Origin of the sequence: Nocardia sp. CA-119907 (assembly GCF_050955995.1) — a bacterium.
Classification (GTDB): domain Bacteria; phylum Actinomycetota; class Actinomycetes; order Mycobacteriales; family Mycobacteriaceae; genus Nocardia.
The window spans coordinates 2,367,522-2,382,843 of the sequence record NZ_CP192091.1 but is presented as its reverse complement, the minus strand read 5'-3'; the positions used below and the strand labels follow the sequence as shown (position 1 = coordinate 2,382,843).

15 protein-coding genes are annotated in these 15,322 nt (G+C 65.7%); 6 read left to right on the top strand and 9 right to left on the bottom strand.

Annotation, left to right across the window (positions count from 1 at the left end):
- Positions 1-37: 37 nt before the first annotated feature.
- The 3 genes from ACQP2D_RS10640 to ACQP2D_RS10630 form a co-directional block, all read right to left on the bottom strand.
- Positions 38-1,819, bottom strand: a complete 1,782-nt coding sequence (locus ACQP2D_RS10640; RefSeq protein ID WP_433683552.1) for an ABC transporter ATP-binding protein — start codon at positions 1,817-1,819, stop codon at positions 38-40.
- A gap of 117 nt (positions 1,820-1,936) precedes the next feature.
- On the bottom strand, positions 1,937-2,077 hold the full coding sequence (locus ACQP2D_RS10635; protein WP_433683551.1) for a hypothetical protein: 141 nt from the start codon (positions 2,075-2,077) through the stop codon (positions 1,937-1,939).
- A 102-nt stretch (positions 2,078-2,179) separates the two neighbouring features.
- Entirely contained in the window at positions 2,180-2,722 is a 543-nt protein-coding gene (locus ACQP2D_RS10630; RefSeq protein WP_433683550.1) for a helix-turn-helix domain-containing protein, read from the bottom strand.
- 373 nt (positions 2,723-3,095) lie between these two features.
- Between ACQP2D_RS10630 and ACQP2D_RS10625 the strand changes: the two genes are divergently transcribed.
- Positions 3,096-3,227, top strand: coding sequence for a hypothetical protein (locus tag ACQP2D_RS10625; protein WP_433683549.1), 132 nt, complete (start codon positions 3,096-3,098; stop codon positions 3,225-3,227).
- Positions 3,228-3,338: 111 nt separating this feature from the next.
- Here ACQP2D_RS10625 and ACQP2D_RS10620 read toward each other — a convergent pair whose 3' ends face one another.
- Positions 3,339-4,241, bottom strand: coding sequence for an SDR family NAD(P)-dependent oxidoreductase (locus tag ACQP2D_RS10620; RefSeq protein WP_433683548.1), 903 nt, complete (start codon positions 4,239-4,241; stop codon positions 3,339-3,341).
- A gap of 159 nt (positions 4,242-4,400) precedes the next feature.
- Positions 4,401-5,375: an NAD-dependent epimerase/dehydratase family protein gene (locus ACQP2D_RS10615; protein ID WP_433683547.1), complete on the bottom strand. Its 975-nt coding sequence runs from the start codon at positions 5,373-5,375 to the stop codon at positions 4,401-4,403.
- Between the two features lie 97 nt (positions 5,376-5,472).
- Between ACQP2D_RS10615 and ACQP2D_RS10610 the strand changes: the two genes are divergently transcribed.
- Positions 5,473-6,063: a TetR/AcrR family transcriptional regulator gene (locus tag ACQP2D_RS10610; protein WP_433683546.1), complete on the top strand. Its 591-nt coding sequence runs from the start codon at positions 5,473-5,475 to the stop codon at positions 6,061-6,063.
- Positions 6,064-6,419: 356 nt separating this feature from the next.
- Here ACQP2D_RS10610 and ACQP2D_RS10605 read toward each other — a convergent pair whose 3' ends face one another.
- Positions 6,420-7,307, bottom strand: coding sequence for an alpha/beta fold hydrolase (locus ACQP2D_RS10605; protein WP_433683545.1), 888 nt, complete (start codon positions 7,305-7,307; stop codon positions 6,420-6,422).
- Between the two features lie 60 nt (positions 7,308-7,367).
- Between ACQP2D_RS10605 and ACQP2D_RS10600 the strand changes: the two genes are divergently transcribed.
- Entirely contained in the window at positions 7,368-7,907 is a 540-nt protein-coding gene (locus ACQP2D_RS10600; protein ID WP_433683544.1) for a CGNR zinc finger domain-containing protein, read from the top strand.
- A gap of 195 nt (positions 7,908-8,102) precedes the next feature.
- On the opposite strand, the gene ACQP2D_RS10595 is transcribed toward ACQP2D_RS10600, so the two are convergent.
- Complete coding sequence (locus tag ACQP2D_RS10595) at positions 8,103-9,287, bottom strand: alanine--tRNA ligase-related protein (protein ID WP_433683543.1); 1,185 nt, start codon at positions 9,285-9,287, stop codon at positions 8,103-8,105.
- 479 nt (positions 9,288-9,766) lie between these two features.
- On the opposite strand from ACQP2D_RS10595, the gene rox reads away from it, so the two are divergent.
- From rox to ACQP2D_RS10580, 3 genes are all read left to right on the top strand, one after another.
- Positions 9,767-11,197, top strand: a complete 1,431-nt coding sequence (gene rox, locus ACQP2D_RS10590) for a rifampin monooxygenase (RefSeq protein ID WP_433683542.1) — start codon at positions 9,767-9,769, stop codon at positions 11,195-11,197.
- Positions 11,198-11,629: 432 nt separating this feature from the next.
- The gene (locus ACQP2D_RS10585; protein ID WP_433683541.1) at positions 11,630-12,217 is read left to right on the top strand and encodes a hemerythrin domain-containing protein; all 588 of its coding nucleotides are present in this window, start codon (positions 11,630-11,632) and stop codon (positions 12,215-12,217) included.
- 423 nt (positions 12,218-12,640) lie between these two features.
- Positions 12,641-13,126, top strand: a complete 486-nt coding sequence (locus tag ACQP2D_RS10580; RefSeq protein ID WP_433683540.1) for a DUF1877 family protein — start codon at positions 12,641-12,643, stop codon at positions 13,124-13,126.
- A gap of 163 nt (positions 13,127-13,289) precedes the next feature.
- Here ACQP2D_RS10580 and ACQP2D_RS10575 read toward each other — a convergent pair whose 3' ends face one another.
- Positions 13,290-14,360, bottom strand: coding sequence for a fatty acid desaturase family protein (locus ACQP2D_RS10575; protein WP_433683539.1), 1,071 nt, complete (start codon positions 14,358-14,360; stop codon positions 13,290-13,292).
- 489 nt (positions 14,361-14,849) lie between these two features.
- The gene (locus ACQP2D_RS10570; RefSeq protein WP_433683538.1) at positions 14,850-15,254 is read right to left on the bottom strand and encodes a hypothetical protein; all 405 of its coding nucleotides are present in this window, start codon (positions 15,252-15,254) and stop codon (positions 14,850-14,852) included.
- Positions 15,255-15,322: the final 68 nt, after the last annotated feature.

Below are 15,322 nucleotides of genomic sequence, written 5' to 3'. Positions count from 1 at the left end.
CGTACCTACATCGGGATCGAGCTCCAACGAACTCCGATCAACGGGCGGCCACGTTCTCGCCGAGGAATCCACCCGACTGGTGCCGCCACAGCTGAGCATATGTTCCTTGCGCGCATAGCAGCTGCTCGTGTGTCCCCTCCTCGACGACTCGCCCGTGGTCGAGCACCACCAGCCGGTCCATCCCGGCCACAGTGCTCAGCCGGTGCGCGACGACCAACGCCGTACGCCCTTGCATCAACTCCCAGAGCGCTTGCTGCACAAGCAATTCGCTTTCCGAGTCGAGGGCGCTGGTGGCCTCGTCCAGGAGCAGGATGGGCGCGTCCCGCAGGATGGCCCGAGCCAGCGCGACCCGCTGACGCTGGCCGCCGGACAGTTTCACGCCGCGCTCGCCGATGAGCGTTTCCATACCCTGCGGCAGCGCATCCGCGAACTCGGTGACGTGCGCGGCCTTGGCGGCCCGCAGGATCTCCTCGTCGGTGGCGTCCGGGCGCGCGAACCGGATGTTCTCGCTCAGGGTCCGGTGAAACATGGCCGGATCCTGTGGCACGTAGGCGATCAGACTGCGCAGATCCGCCTGCCGCAGCCGGGCGATGTCCTGCCCGCCGATGCGTATCGTTCCGGATTGGATATCCATCAACCGCAGCAGCAGTTGGGTGATGGTGGTCTTGCCACCACCGGATCGTCCGACCAGGCCTACCTTGGCACCGCTGGGCACGTGCAGATCCAATCCGTGGAACAGCTGGCGCGCACCCCCGTGCGTGAAGTTCACGGTCTCGAACCGCACGTCGAAGCCCTTGGGCCGCAGTGGTTCCGGATGTTCGATATCGAGCACCTTCGGCTCGTCGAGCAGCAGTTCGGTGAACTGCGCCGCCTCGGTGAGCACCGTCTCCAACCGCCGGTAGATCTGGTTGAATCGGAACATGATCCCGGTGGCGTTGAAGTAGTAGGTGAATGCCACCACGATGGCCTCCACCCCCGCATTCCCGCCGCTGAGGCCAAGCGCGATCAGCAGGCCCAGCACGTTGGTGAGCACCAACAGCGGCGTCACCAGCGTATCTATCCGCAGATTCGCGTAATCCCAGGAGCGCAACGACTTTCGCCGCGACGTGGCGACGCGGCGCCGATGCTCGGCCGCCTCCTGCGGTTCGGCAGCGAAGGCGCGCACCACCTGCATATTGGCCAGACTGTCGGCCACATGCCCGGCAACCTGCGCAATGGCGGCCTCCCGGTCGTCGACGAGCTTCTGGCGGCGCCGGATCAAGGGCATGATGACCAGCGCGGTCACCACGATCATCCCCATCAGCACGACGACCAGCACGGGGTTGTAGCGCCACAACACAACCGAGGCGAACATCAGCGGCACCAGTGCCGCCAGAATCTCGAAGGCGAGGGTGTCCACGAACTGTTCGAACCGAGCCGCAAAGCTGAGCGAGCGCTTCGTCAGCGAACCGGCGAAGTTGTTGTGGAAGAACGCCGCGTCCTTGGCGAGCAGCTCGTCCATGGCGAGCACGTAAAGGTGCTCGATACCGTACGCGTCGACTCGGTTCAGACAGTGAATCCCGATGCGCCACAACAGTTCCGCGAGCAGCAGGGTGCCACCGAAGGCGAGGATATACGAAGCCAGGGCCCCGAAACTCGTATCCCCGGTCGCCGCGACGCGGCCGACCACCATCGCGACGATCAGCGGTGCGATGTACAGGTTGCAGATATTGCCGAGTGCCGGCACCAGCAGCGCCGGAATCGTCGTGACCTTGCGAGAGGCCATTTCCCGGCCATAAAAACGCAGCACCAGCTTGACCGCCGTTGCGCGTGAACTCATGCTCCCCCCTCTCGTCTCGAATCAACGAGCGATGCAGGTGAGCAATGATCCCGCGTCCAGGCGAGTTACCGCCAGCGAATATCCGCCGACCGCGAGCCGGGTCCGCTCTCGTAACTCTCAGATCCAGTCGAGGCCTGCAAGTCCGACGTCGATGACATCGGCGAAGAACACGGCCACCGCGGTGTCCAGATCGCCGCCCGCCCCGCCGCCCCCCGCACCATGGGCTACGACCGCGCCCGCATCAACCTCGACCGCCACCCCAACTACGCCGCCTACATGGCCTCGGGCACACGATGACTCAACACACGCACATGCCGAATTCCGTGCAGTTTCGGGTGTGGGCGTCGGAAGCGGGTTCCCTCAGCTGGTCGCAGGCGGTTCGTCGCTGGGAAACAGAATCGGGCTGATCAGATAGGGCTTGCGGCCTGGTCCTGGCTTGTTCTCGGCGAGCGGGGCGACGATCTCGCGGAGGCCGGTGAGCATGACGTCGAGCTCGTCGGCGCTGAGCCAGAGGGTGCCTTGACGGTAGCCGACCGAGTCTGCGTACGGATCGGCACCCGGCCGGTCGAGATAGGCGTTGAACTCGGCGATCAGGACGGCCATGGCTGCCGCGAATCCTCGGCGGTGAGCGTCCGTAGTCATCGTTTTCCCCGCTTCCGGGCCGATCGTGCGGCGGTCCGCGCGCAGACGATAGGAGCGCTCCACTGCACCACGCACCCGCCGCTCATCCCCGATTTCCAGCATTCCACCGTCTACCAGCAGGCCGAGTTGCCGATAAATGCTCGTCCTCGGCACATCGGGCAGACGCTCGCACAACTCGCCTGCGCTGCGCAGCTGCCCACCGAACAACGCATGCACGATGCGTAGTCGTACGGGGTGAAGCAGCAAGTCGATGGGATCCATACACTTACTATCCCATTTCTGGTACCGTTCTCAAAGTTGGAATCGTTCGGAGGGGTATCACTATGCGGGATGAGCCAGGACGCCGCATGATGTTGTGCGGCAACAAGATCTATCTCGAAGAGTCCGGTTCTGCGGACACGACAGTGGTGTTCGAATCCGGCGCGGGTGCCGGGCGGACGCTGTGGGATCCGGTCGTACCGTTATTGCGAGACACCGCCCATACCGTCGCCTACGATCGCGCCGGCCGCGGGCGCAGTGATCGAGCCGAACAGCCACAGAATTCCGCGCCCGGCCACCACAACTGCCCGAATGCGACGTCATCATCATCTCGGCGGCGCGGGCCAACATGTTCCAGGCCCGCAACCTCGACACCGTGCGTGAGTACCAGCGCCGATACGCCGAGCAGGTCCACGGGCAATTCGAGGACGCCGATTCCGAGCACGTCGTGCCCGCCGAGCAACCCGAACAGGTGGCCGCAGCAGTCCGACGACTGATGACCGCATAGGAGCCTGCTCACCGCGCAAGCGGGTTTCATCGAGACGTATTCGAACAACCGCTAGCGCTGCTCGGCGCGCGGTCGGTACCCACTCCGCTGTGCCTTATGCGGACGTCGCGTTCACGCGTCCTGTGATGGTGCGCGCGACGCCGTCGCGGCTTCGGCGAACTCCCACAGCCGTCGCGCCAGCTCTGGGTCGGCTGCGGCTTTGGAACGCCCGACGGCTCTGGGATAGCCGCGGACCTCGCCGGGACCGTCCGGACCGATATAGCTGCCCGGTTCCAGGCGCTGAGTGGCGGCGTACAGGGTCGGCAGCGCGGCTCGGTCGGCGGGCTGGGCGATGAGCGGGACGATGGGGTTCAGCAGGCGCTTGAATACGGGGTTCTCCACGGGGTTGCCCATATTGGTCGCGGCCCAGCCCGGGTGTGCGAGCTGTACGTCGATGCCGCGGCCTTCCGTCTGCAGGCGGCGTGACAGTTCGGCGCCCCACAGCATGTCCGCCAGCTTGGACTGCCCGTAGGACGCGGATTTGGTCCACGTGTGGGTGCGGAAGTTGGGGTCGTCGAAGTCGATCTGCGCCCGCTTGTGGGCGATCGAGCCGAGGATCACGACCCGCTTCCGCACTCGGGGCAGCGCGAGATTGGTGAACAGGAACGGGCCGAGGAAGTTGACACCGAGGTGCATCTCGAACCCGTCAACGGTCTCGAGTCGCTTTTGCGGGGAGGCCCCGGCGTTGTTGGTGAGCACGTCGACGTCGCCGACCTGCGCTGCGGCCTTGCGGACGCTGTCGAGCGATGCCAGGTCGAGTTCGAGGACTTCGGCGTTGCCCAGCTCACGGGCGACCGTCGCGCCGCGGGAGGTGTCTCGGACCGCGAGGACCACGTGGGCACCTTTCGCGGCCGCCTCGCGGGCCGTGGCCAGTCCCAGGCCGCTCGTCGCTCCCGTGATCAGCCAGGTCTGGCCCGTGAGGTCGGGGATGTCCGCTGCCGTCCAGCGCGTTGCCCCGATTTCCTTCTGCGACATTGTGATTACTCCTCTTCAACCAGATGGGTAGAACAACAGGCGCCCGATCGTCGACGTTTCGACGGGCCAGCAGCGCGGGCGCTGGATGGCGGTCGCTGGGGGCCGTGGTGGCGCGACCCGGGGCGCGCGTGGTGGCACTGGCACGGCAGCGGTCGGCGATCAGCCTGCTGGGGAACGCAGCTCGGCGAGACCTTGCTGCCGTGTCTTGATCGGCTCGTAGCCGAGTTCCGTGCGCGCTTTGGTGATGTCGATGGTGCATTCGCGGCCAGAGACCCAGACGCTCATGTAGTCCAAGGGGGGCGCAGCGGTCAGGGGCAGGGTCCGCCACAGGGTCTCGCCGGTCGCGGCGACGATGCGGGCGATCCCGTAGGGCAGGGAACGGTTCGGGGCGGCGACCCCCTGGGTCGCCAACAGCTGGGTGACGAACTCGCGGAAGACAACGGGAGAGCCGTCGGTGACGAAGTACGCCTGACCGGGTCGGCCGCGCTCGGCCGCGAGCAGCAGGCCTTCCACCACGTTGTCGACGTGGGTGGTGTCGGTGAGGTGCCGACCGTCGCCGAGCCACGAGAAGCGACCCGCATCGACCATGCCGACCAGTCTGGGAAGCAACGTGGTGTCCCCCGCACCCCAGACGAACCGCGGCCGCAGGACGACGGTTTCCATCCCGGTTCCGTTGGCCTCGCGCACCAGCTGTTCGGCAGCTGCCTTGGAAGCGGAGTAGGAGGCGCGGGAGTCCGGCCGAAGCGGCACCGTCTCGTTCACGTTGACCAGCGGCTGGCCGTTCATGAGGGCCGCTTCGGTCCCGACATGGACGAATCGCGCCACCCCGGCTTCCCTCGCGGCACGGATCATGTTGGCGGTGCCGGTGACGTTGTCGGCCCAGAACTGCTGGCGGCTACCGCCATCGGTGCGTGCGGCTGCGTGGAAGACCAACTCGGCCCCTGCGGCGGCGGCGCGCAGGCCCTCGGGGTCTGCGAGATCGGCCCGCACGGGGATGGCGCCGAGGCCCTGGACTCTCTGGGCTGCGGCATCGCTGCGGACCAGGGCACGGACGGTGTGGCCGACGGCGATCAGGCGGGCGATCAGCCGGCCGCCGACGAACCCCGAGCCACCGGTGACCAAGACGGTCGTCATGCTGCGCTCCTTTCATAGCTATGTCGAACGGTATAGATATGCTGATCAGTATAGCTATAGTGATCGGTATAGCTATACGAGTCGATATACTTAAGTCATGGCCAGGCCCAAATCCGACTCACGCCAGAAGATCCTGAGCAGCGCGCACCGACTGTTGTGCAGACAGGGATACCGGGGGACCGGATTGGCCCAGATCGTCGAGGAAGCGGGCGCACCCCGCGGATCGGTCTACTTCCTGTTCCCCGGAGGGAAGGAAGAGATCGGGATCGAAGCTGTCCGCCTCGCGGCGGCGGACTCAGTGCGTTTGATCGAAGCCACCCGCCTGGCTCATCCCACCGCGCGGGCGTGGGTTACCGCGATGGCCGAACATTTCTCCCACCACCTGCTGGAGACCGGTTTCAGCGAGGGGCTGCCGATCACCACCGTGACCCTTGATTCGGTGCCGGGTTCCGACGCGCTCGCCGCAGCCTGCCGCGGGGCCTACCGAACACTTGTGGCGTCCTTGACCGAGAGCCTGGCGTACTACGGGATCACGCCCGCCGAGGATGCCCGCAGTCTGGCCATGCTCCTTCTCGGCGCCCTGGAGGGCGCCATGGTGCTGGCCCGCGCCGACCAATCCCTGGTTCCCTGCCAGCTGATCCTGGAGCGGATTCTGCCGCTGTTCCCGGATCACACAAACCACCCGTGAAATGAAGCGGCACGGGCCCGCTGCGCCGACGAGCCCCAGTGACGTTTGGTGGTTGCCGACCGGGATCCGGCGCTAAGTGACGTGGCCGGAAAGGGAGAACAGCGCGGTCCCGCGCGCGAGCCTCCCACAAACCGGCTCCGCGGGGTTCTGACCGCGGGCCATGGCTCTGCCGCGGTTACGGCCGAACTCGGTCACTGTATTGCGCGGGTGACGGGGCCGCGATCGTGCCTCAGCCACATGGCATCTCGATCATCGGCACATGCCGAATTCCGCGCATTTGTCAGACGCCGAATCCGGTTCCGGATCCGTTGAGCGCGATCACCGATCGCTGATACCGGAATCGCCGTGCTGTCCGGTCATCCGAAGAAGGCAGCGAGGGTCTCGGCTACTCTTTCCGGCTGCTCCTCGGCGAGGTAGTGGCCGGTGTCGGGGATCTCACTGCTCTGGAAGGTGGTTGCCGTGTCGGCCAGACTGGTCAATAGGTCGGTGTGGCCGGGGAAATGCAGTGCGGCAATCGGTGTCGTCACCTGCGGATAGGTGGCCAGGTCCGCGATGTCTCGACCGAAGGTGCGATACCAGCTGCCCGCGGCACGGATGGCCTCGGGGCGCGAGTAGGCGCGGGAGTAGATCTCACGATCGAAGTCACCGATCGCGTTGGGATTGCGCAGATTTCGTGCGCACAGGAAGTCGATCAGATGCCGGGCGCGGCCGGCCAGTAGCTGTTCGGGCAGCAGCTCCACCTGGTTGAACGCGAACCACCAGCGCTGCAACCGCTCTCGACCGGGCTCGGGCAGCAGCGTCAGATCATAGAGGTGCCGGTCGGGATGCGGTTCCTCCAGCATGGCCAGCTTGCGTACCAGTGTCGGATAGTTGGCGGCGAGGCTGAACGCGACCATTGACCCGATGTCGTGCCCGGCGAGGTTCACCCGGTCGTATCCCAGTTCGCGGATCAGGGCTGCGACATCGGCGGCCATCGTCTTCTTGTCGTAACCCGTTGCGGGAGTAGCTGATCCGCCCATGCCGCGTAGCTCGACCACGATGACGCGGTAGCGCTCGGCCAGTATCGGCATGATCTTGCGAGCGTGCCACCACGTCTGCGGCCATCCCGGCAGCAGTACCAGCGGGTATCCACGACCGCCCGCGACGTAGTGCAGCCGCGTGCCGTTGACCTGGGCGGTCGCACTGCGGAATGCACCCGGTAGCGAGCGGGCCAGAGCGTGGTCGGAGTACGGATCCTCGATCATGAACCGATTTAAGCGGTTCACAGAGAACCTGTCAAACAGGTTCCGAGGTACGATCAGGGTGTGCGATTCCGAGAAGGCGCAGGGCGGATGTGCCTCGACTACCTACGTACGCTGCGGCACGGGACCGTGGAGGAACTACCCGATGCCGCTGCGGTAGCGGCCTGGGCCGAGCAGTTCGGCCCGTTCGATACCGTGCCCGTGCCATCTGAAGGCGGGCGCGTCGAGGACGCCCAGCGGCTGCGGGAGTCGATCCGGGCGCTCATCGATTCTGCGCGTCAGGGGGGCGGGTGGCCGGCATCGGCGCGCTACGCCGTCAACGCCGCCGCGGCACTGCCTCCACCGTGCCCGGCGCTGGCCGCCGACGGACGACTGGTCTGGCACGCCGATGATCCGATCGGGGCGACGTTGTCGCTGATCGCCAGGGACGCGCTCGACCTCACGTCATCGCCACTGCTCGCGCGGGTTCGGCAGTGCGCCGGAGCCGACTGCGGCGCACTGTTTGTCGACACCTCACGTCCCGGCGTCCGACGCTGGTGCTCGATGAACACCTGCGGGAACCGCGCCAAGAAGGAAGCCATGAAGGCCCGGCACGTTGATTGAGTCGCTGCAACCGGGCCCTGCCATGCGATTCTCCTAGGATGGTGCGCGATCCTCTAACGACGATGAGGGCGGCACTGCCCTAACGCACTGCCCTAACGCACTGCCCTGCCGCTGGGGCGCGATCCGCGAGCGTCCGGACCTGCCGCGCTTACGGCGCTGATCGGATCGGCCACGGCCTGACACAACCTTGACATGTCAACTGATACCGGCTCCGGTGTTCAGGTACACCACGAGATCGCGGGGCAGGCCGTGGGTGTCGTGCAGGTAGTGATAGTCATCGTCGGTCAGGGGCCCAGTGAAACGGCTGTGGAACAAGACCTTTCGTCCGCGCTGGAGCAGCAGATCGAATTTGCGTTGCTCATCGAGCAGGATGGTGCGCACCTCGTGGGAGTGAACAGATTGCCGGAAGTGCCCGAGGGTGTGTTCCACCAGTTCATTCGGCAGGTCCGACAGGGTGCGGGTCGGATCGTCACGCCACAGCGTGGTCAGGGTGCGGCGGATCAAACGGCGGAGCACATGACCGCGACCGGACGGGGATGGGGTGACCCGGTCGCCGAGTACAACGATGCTGGATCGCAGATGGTCCGACAGCAGTCGCAGCGACCGTTCGTCCAGCGGGCCCCAGATCCGGGGCAGGGTGATCAGCCAGGGCTGGAAAATGTCGATCTCGAAGACGGACTGCGCGTTCCGCAGGATTCGCACCAGCCGTTCCAAACCCAGGCCGGTGTCGATGCCGGGCCGGCGCATTGGTTCGAGGCTGCCGTCGGGATGCCGGATGTATCGCATCATGACGTGATTCCACACCTCCACCCACCGGTCATCGGATGTCGGTGTGCCCTGCGGCATTTCGTCTCCGGTCCAGACGAAGATCTCAGAATCGGGTCCGCAGAGTCCGGTCGGGCCGTTGGACCACCAGTTCTCGTCAGAGGTCGGTTCGACCGGTAAGCCCAGCTCATCCCATGTGCGCCACGACTGGTGGTCGGGCTCGACCTGTTCGTCACCGCCGAATACCGTGACATATATCCGGCCGGGGTCGATGCCGAAGCCATCGCGCAGCAGTTCAAATCCCCAACGCAGACTCTGCGGGCCGCCGTAGTCGCCGAGCGACCAGGACCCGAGCATTTCGAACACGGTGAGGTGGGTGTCGTCACCGACCTCCTCGAGATCGGTGGTGCGCAGGCATCGCTGCAGGCTGGTGAGCCGCTGACCCAGCGGGTGGGGTCGGCCCATCAGATATGGGGTCAACGGGTGCATCCCGGAGGTGGTGAACAGCACCGGATCCCCCAGCGAGGGAATGAGCGATCCGCCCGGCGTGAGTTCATGCCCGCGTTCGCCGAAGAAGTCGAGGAAGGTCTGAACGGTCTGGTCTGTCGTGATCACGGTGGTTGCTCCATCGATGTGAAATCGACCGGAAACGACCGCACATGGCAAGTCCGGCAACAAGACCGACGTACACCAGCGGACCGTTTCCGGTCGCCGGCATAGGAAAGAGGTCAGGCGGCAGCGACCGGCGAGCTGAGAGCTCGTGCGGCCGCGGCAGCGATTCGCGAATTGACCTTCATGGCTGCACGGTAGCAACCAGGCCCTGCGAAGCACGACCGATTTATCGGCTGGTGGAAACTCTGGTCGCGACTTTTCACGACCCGCGTTCGCTGGACGCCTCGAAATCAATCGAGCAAACTCCCCTCCCTGTCAACATATATCGCTTGCGGCAAGAACCGGGGGTGCCGCACGATAGGCGGCCGATGCCAGGACCTGCGGAAATCCGGAATCAGCGAGACGCGTGCCCACGCGGCCGCGCCTGACGACGGGGACGCACGGCGACTGGGGTGGGCCAGAATTGGGCGGATGGGTGGTTCATGTTCGATGTGATCATTGCCGGGTGCGGGCCGACCGGCGCGATGCTGGCCGCCGAACTGCGGCTGCACGATGTGCGGGTACTCGTTGTGGAGAAGGAACCCGAGCCCGTGTCGTCGTTCGTCCGCATAGTCGGTCTGCATATTCGCAGTATCGAGCTGATGGCGATGCGCGGACTGCTGGATCGCTGTCTCGAACGCGGGAGACAGCGTCCGGTCGGCGGTATCTTCGCCGCCATCACCAAACCCGCGCCCGAGGGCCTGGATTCCGCGCACGCCTATCTGCTGGGCATCCCGCAGCCGGTCATCGATCATCTGCTCGAAGAACATGCGATCGAACTGGGTGCGCAGGTCCGCCGCGGTTGTGCGGTGGTCGGTTTCGAGCAGGACGAACAGGGTGTGACCATCGAGCTGGCCGACGGGCAGCGGCTGCGTTCGCGTTACCTCGTCGGCTGTGACGGCGCGCGCAGTACGGTGCGCAAACTGCTCGGCGTCGGCTTCCCCGGCGAGCCCGCACGAACCGAGACGCTGATGGGCGAGATGGAGGTGGGCGTGCCGCAGGAGGAGATCGCCGCCAAGGTGACCGAAATCCGCGAGACCAATAAGGTATTCAGTCTCGGGCCCTTCGGCGAAGGGGTCTATCGCGTCGTCGTCCCCACCGCGGGAGTCAGCGAGGATCGCGCCCGACCACCCACCCTCGAGGATTTCAAACAGGGGTTGCGCGCCATCGCCGGAACCGATTTCGGTGTGCACTCCCCGCGCTGGCTGTCCCGCTTCGGGGATGCCACCCGGCTGGCCGAGCGTTATCGGGTCGATCGGGTGCTGCTGGCCGGCGATGCGGCGCACATCCACCCGCCCACCGGCGGTCAGGGCCTCAACCTGGGCGTTCAGGACGCATTCAACCTCGGCTGGAAACTGGCCGCACAGATCCATGGCTGGGCACCCCGGACACTGCTGGACACCTACGAGGCCGAACGTCATCCGGTCGCCGAAGACGTACTGGACAACACCCGCGCTCAGATGCAACTGCTGTCCACCGAACCGGGCCCGCAGGCCGTGCGCAGGCTGCTCACCGAACTGATGGACTTCGACGAGGTGAACCGCTATCTGATCGAGAAGATCACCGCGATCGGCATCCGCTACGACTTCGGCGCTGGCCTCGACCTGCTCGGCCGCCGGCTGCGCGACATCGACCTGAAACAGGGCCGCCTCTACGACCAACTCCATCGGGGCCGCCCCCTGGTACTCGACCGCACCGAACTCCTGACCGTCGAAGGCTGGTCGGACCGAGTCGATCTCATCACCGATCCCACTGCAGCACTGGATGTTCCGGCCATCCTGCTACGCCCCGACGGCCACGTCGCCTGGATCGGCGAGCACCAGCAGGACCTGAACGACCACCTCACCCGCTGGTTCGGCAAGCCCACCAACTGATTTCACCTGAGCAACGAAGGCGAACACGCCGGTCACGGGTCGAGATCACGGCTGGTTCGTGTGGTCATCCCGCATATTCGTGGCGAGCACGGCGAGCAGGTCAGCGGCGCTGTCGGACAGGAGCTGGGAGTGGTCGGGGTTCTCGTCGGACATCCACCGCAAACGGAAACAACTCGGGCGGCCGGATCGAGGACAACCTCGCCAGGCCCACCCACAGGCAAGGTCTCGGGGCTGCTCGCGCTGATGAGCTGCATCATGCTCGCCACGCCGACGGCACGTTGCAGACGAAGTTGACGTTCCACCACGGTGAAACAGACGGCGGGGCGGCTCGGCAGTGCGTTATCGTCTGCTCCCTAAGGGATTATGCCGGCTGCCCCGAGGCCAAGTCGGCCCTTTCAGTACTGACCTGAAGTGCGGTATCAGGAAGGAATTATGGACATTACCGAGCTGATCCTGGATGACCACCATGAGCAGCGGCGGCTGTTCGCGATCCTGGAGCAGATTGATCGCGCGGAGACCGGTGTGCTTTCCGCGATCTGGGACAGGCTGGCTGCCTTCCTCGAACTGCACGCGCAGGCGGAGGAGGAGATCTTCTATCCCGCGCTGCTGCAGGCGGGTATCGCGGCCCGGCGCGCGGGCGGGGTGGAAGACGAGACACTCGACGCTATCCACGACCACAACCAGATCAGGGACGCGATCGCCGAAGTGGCGCATCATCAGGTCGGCGCCGATGGCTGGTACGCGGCCGTCGCGGCAGCGAACTCGGCCAACAGCGATCACATGGCCGAGGAAGAACGCGAGGGCCTCACCGACTTCCGCCGCCTGGCCGGGCTGGCGCGCCGCCATCAACTGGCCGTCGCGTTCGCCGCTTACGAGGCACGCAACTACGCCGGCGTCCAGCCCGTGGACAAGGACCCCGTCAGCTATGTCCGCGCGGCAGAGGAGAAGCTGCGGACCGCTGCGAGCGGATCGCTGAGTGTCGGCACCCTGAAGCCCGCAGACCGGCCGGCCAGTCAGTAACGCCACGCCCCCTGCAACATCCCCTTATGCCGCGACCCGTGCGTTGGACCGGACAGTAACGGGCCCGCAGGACGGTAGCGACTGCGCCCCTGATCGTTTGCCGGGCAAGGCTTCCTGCGTCTCGGCAATGCGCGGTATTGCCCACTATCGCATACTCGCGTCTGCGCGTCGTGCCCGCGACCGGGCAGAGGCTCCGCCTCGACCATCGACCGGACCAACCACGCGCGATGCATCAGGAGCAGTCGAGACACGGGATGTCTCAGATCCTGCCGGACATCATTGTCGGCTGATGAGCAGCGAGGCGGGCGAAGCACCGGCCATACGATGTCCGAGAAATGTCTTCGGCGCCCCGTCCGGGCGTGGTTGCGTGGCCCTGAAGACCCTTGTGCACCTGTCGAACAAGAGAAGGAACAGGAGGGCCCCGTGGCGCAGGCGACCTGGCTGCAAGCAGTGAGTGGCGAGGAGATCCACGCACTCCGGCAGGACCCGATCAGCATCAACAGACTCGACAAGCCCGTCCACTACCGCACCCACTACTTCGCCGCGCTCAATTACTTCCTCACCGGGCAGGCTTGGCCCGGCCCTGAGGACCACGAGCTGTGGCCCGTGATAAGCGGTGCCGAAAGCATCGCCTGCTCGACCCTGGAGAACGGAGCTTTCTCGGTGGTGTCGCCCGATCAGGCGACCGAACTCGCTGCACTTCTCGCCACGGTTGACGTGATGGCTGTCGAAACCGCTATCAGGCAAGCCGATTTCGAGGAGCTGGTCGACGAGCACGAAATCTACGAACTGGAGCTGATCACACCCGATGAAGGTCCGGAAATCATCGTCGCCGAACTCGACAGACTCACTGCCTTCTATGCCGAGACCGCGGATGCCGAACTCGGTGTCGCGATGTACATCACCTGATCAACGACTCACCAGACACATCAAGCGAGCCGAGACCAGATCGGCTGAGCAAGAACACGCGCCACGGCCGTTGGGCGACAAGCGCTTTCGCCGGATGCACGCATATGGCTATCCTCTCGTTTCAAGGCGCGGTTCGGACGTCGGAGCCCGGCCGGGGAAGGGTTCATCCGGCATCCTGGTGTCGGTCGGTGGTGCGCAGCGGCGCGCCGACGTGGTGCAGATGCTTCAGCGCCTCGCGGTACGAGGAGATCAGTCCGGTCTCGTGGTATGGCACGCCGATTTCGGCGCAGTAGTCGCGGACGATCACTTGGGCGTGACGCAGATTCGGCGTCGGCATGCTCGGGAACAAGTGGTGCTCGATCTGATAGTTGAGCCCGCCGAGGGCGAGGTCGGTCAACACGCCACCCCGCACGTTGCGGGAGGTCAGCACCTGCCGGCGTAAGTAGTCGGGGCGGTCGTCGCCGATCAGAGTTGGCATGCCCTTGTGGTTCGGGGCGAAGATGCAGCCCATGTACAGGCCGAACAGCGCTTGGTGGACAGCGAGGAACGCGAAGGCTTTGTCGGCGGGCAGAACCGCGAACAGTGCGGCCAGATAGGCGGCGAAGTGGCCGAAGAGCAGCGCGCCCTCCAATCCGCGGTGTTTGATCGATCGATTTCTGAGCGCACGGGCGCCGGCCGCATGCAGGTTCAGGCCCTCCAGCATCAGTAGCGGAAAGAACAGGAATGCCTGCGCCCTCCCGATGAGACGAGCCACGCCACGGCTGGCCCGCGCCTGCCGTTGCGACCAGACCAGAATGTCGGGCGCGACATCGGGGTCGAGTTCCTCATGGTTCGGGTTGGCGTGATGCCGGGTGTGCTTGTCCTGCCACCAGCCGTACGCCAGGCCGATGCCGGCGTTGCCGACGAGTCGGCCCACGACCTCCGTCGGCCGTCGCAGCCGGAAAACTTGGCGGTGCGCGACATCGTGCATGACGAGGGCGACCTGAGCGCACGTCACGGCCATGAACGCCGCGACCATGAGCGTCCACCACGAGTCCCCGACGAGGACGAACGCCGCCCAGCCGGCCGCGAACGCGATCCCGACGAGGCTGAGCCGGACCGCGTAGTAAAGGGGACGCCGGTTCATCAGTCCCGCGTCGGAGATCCGACGCAACAGACGGGCGTAATCACCGTCGGCGCCGCCGCGCCGCGATGATCGTGGAAATGACTCTGGAACCAAGGCCGGTGTCGTCATAGATCTTCCTGAGAGCTGGATCGGAAATGCCACCTTCGCCCGTCCTCGATGCCGGCCGGCCGGTCGACGTCGATCGGAGATTTGATTTCAGCGGGAACTGCTCGGTGTGTCGGGCGGTGGTGCCGATTCGAAGCTATCGGCCGGATTCTCGTTCGATGTAACCCCTTGGTATGACATGGAATCGGACTGCGGTGTGATAGCGGACGCACACCGCAGACCGAGGGTCCGGAGCGCGGATCCGGACCTCGTAGCCGACGGTCCCGTCCACGACGGCATGGCCGAAGACGAGGCCTCGGGTCGAGCCCGGTCCGTTCAACCGCACGACCCTGGCAATAGTCTGCGCGAGTGAGTGGTAAAGCCGCTGGGCGCGCGTTTCCCAACAGCCACGCGCACGCACCCTGAGGTTCGACGGTCGGTGGCCGAGTCGCGGGGTTCGCAGAGGACCCCGCCGACTCGGCCACCAGCTGTGCTGCGCCGACCCGGCACCGGTCAGGCGGCGTCGAGGGCCGCGGTGACCTTGCGGGCCATCACCGCCACGGCGGGGTTCGACTCGCCCTTGCCGGGGCCGGCGGCGGCTTCGACGGCGACCACGACGGTGCCGCGGAAGTTGTCGACCTCCTCCGGATACTGCTTGCCGAGCAGGCTCATGGCCGCGGTCAGGGCAGGCAGCACCTCGTCGGCGAGTTCGGCGACCGACTTGCCCGGCAAGCGGATGTCTTTGGACTTGGCGGCCAGCACATGCCCGACCAGTCCGGTCGCCGAGGTCAACACGACCGAGCCGTGCGTAATGCCCTTGTGCGGCGCACCGGCGGCGGCCATCAACGACACCGCACCGTAGGCGGCGGTGCGCAGGGTGCTCTTGTCCTGATCGGTCAGCGTGATGGTGATCGACATGTCGTGTACTCCTCGAAATCGGTTGTGGCACCGACTGGAACCGTGTCGGTGCCGGTCGTTTTGTTCGA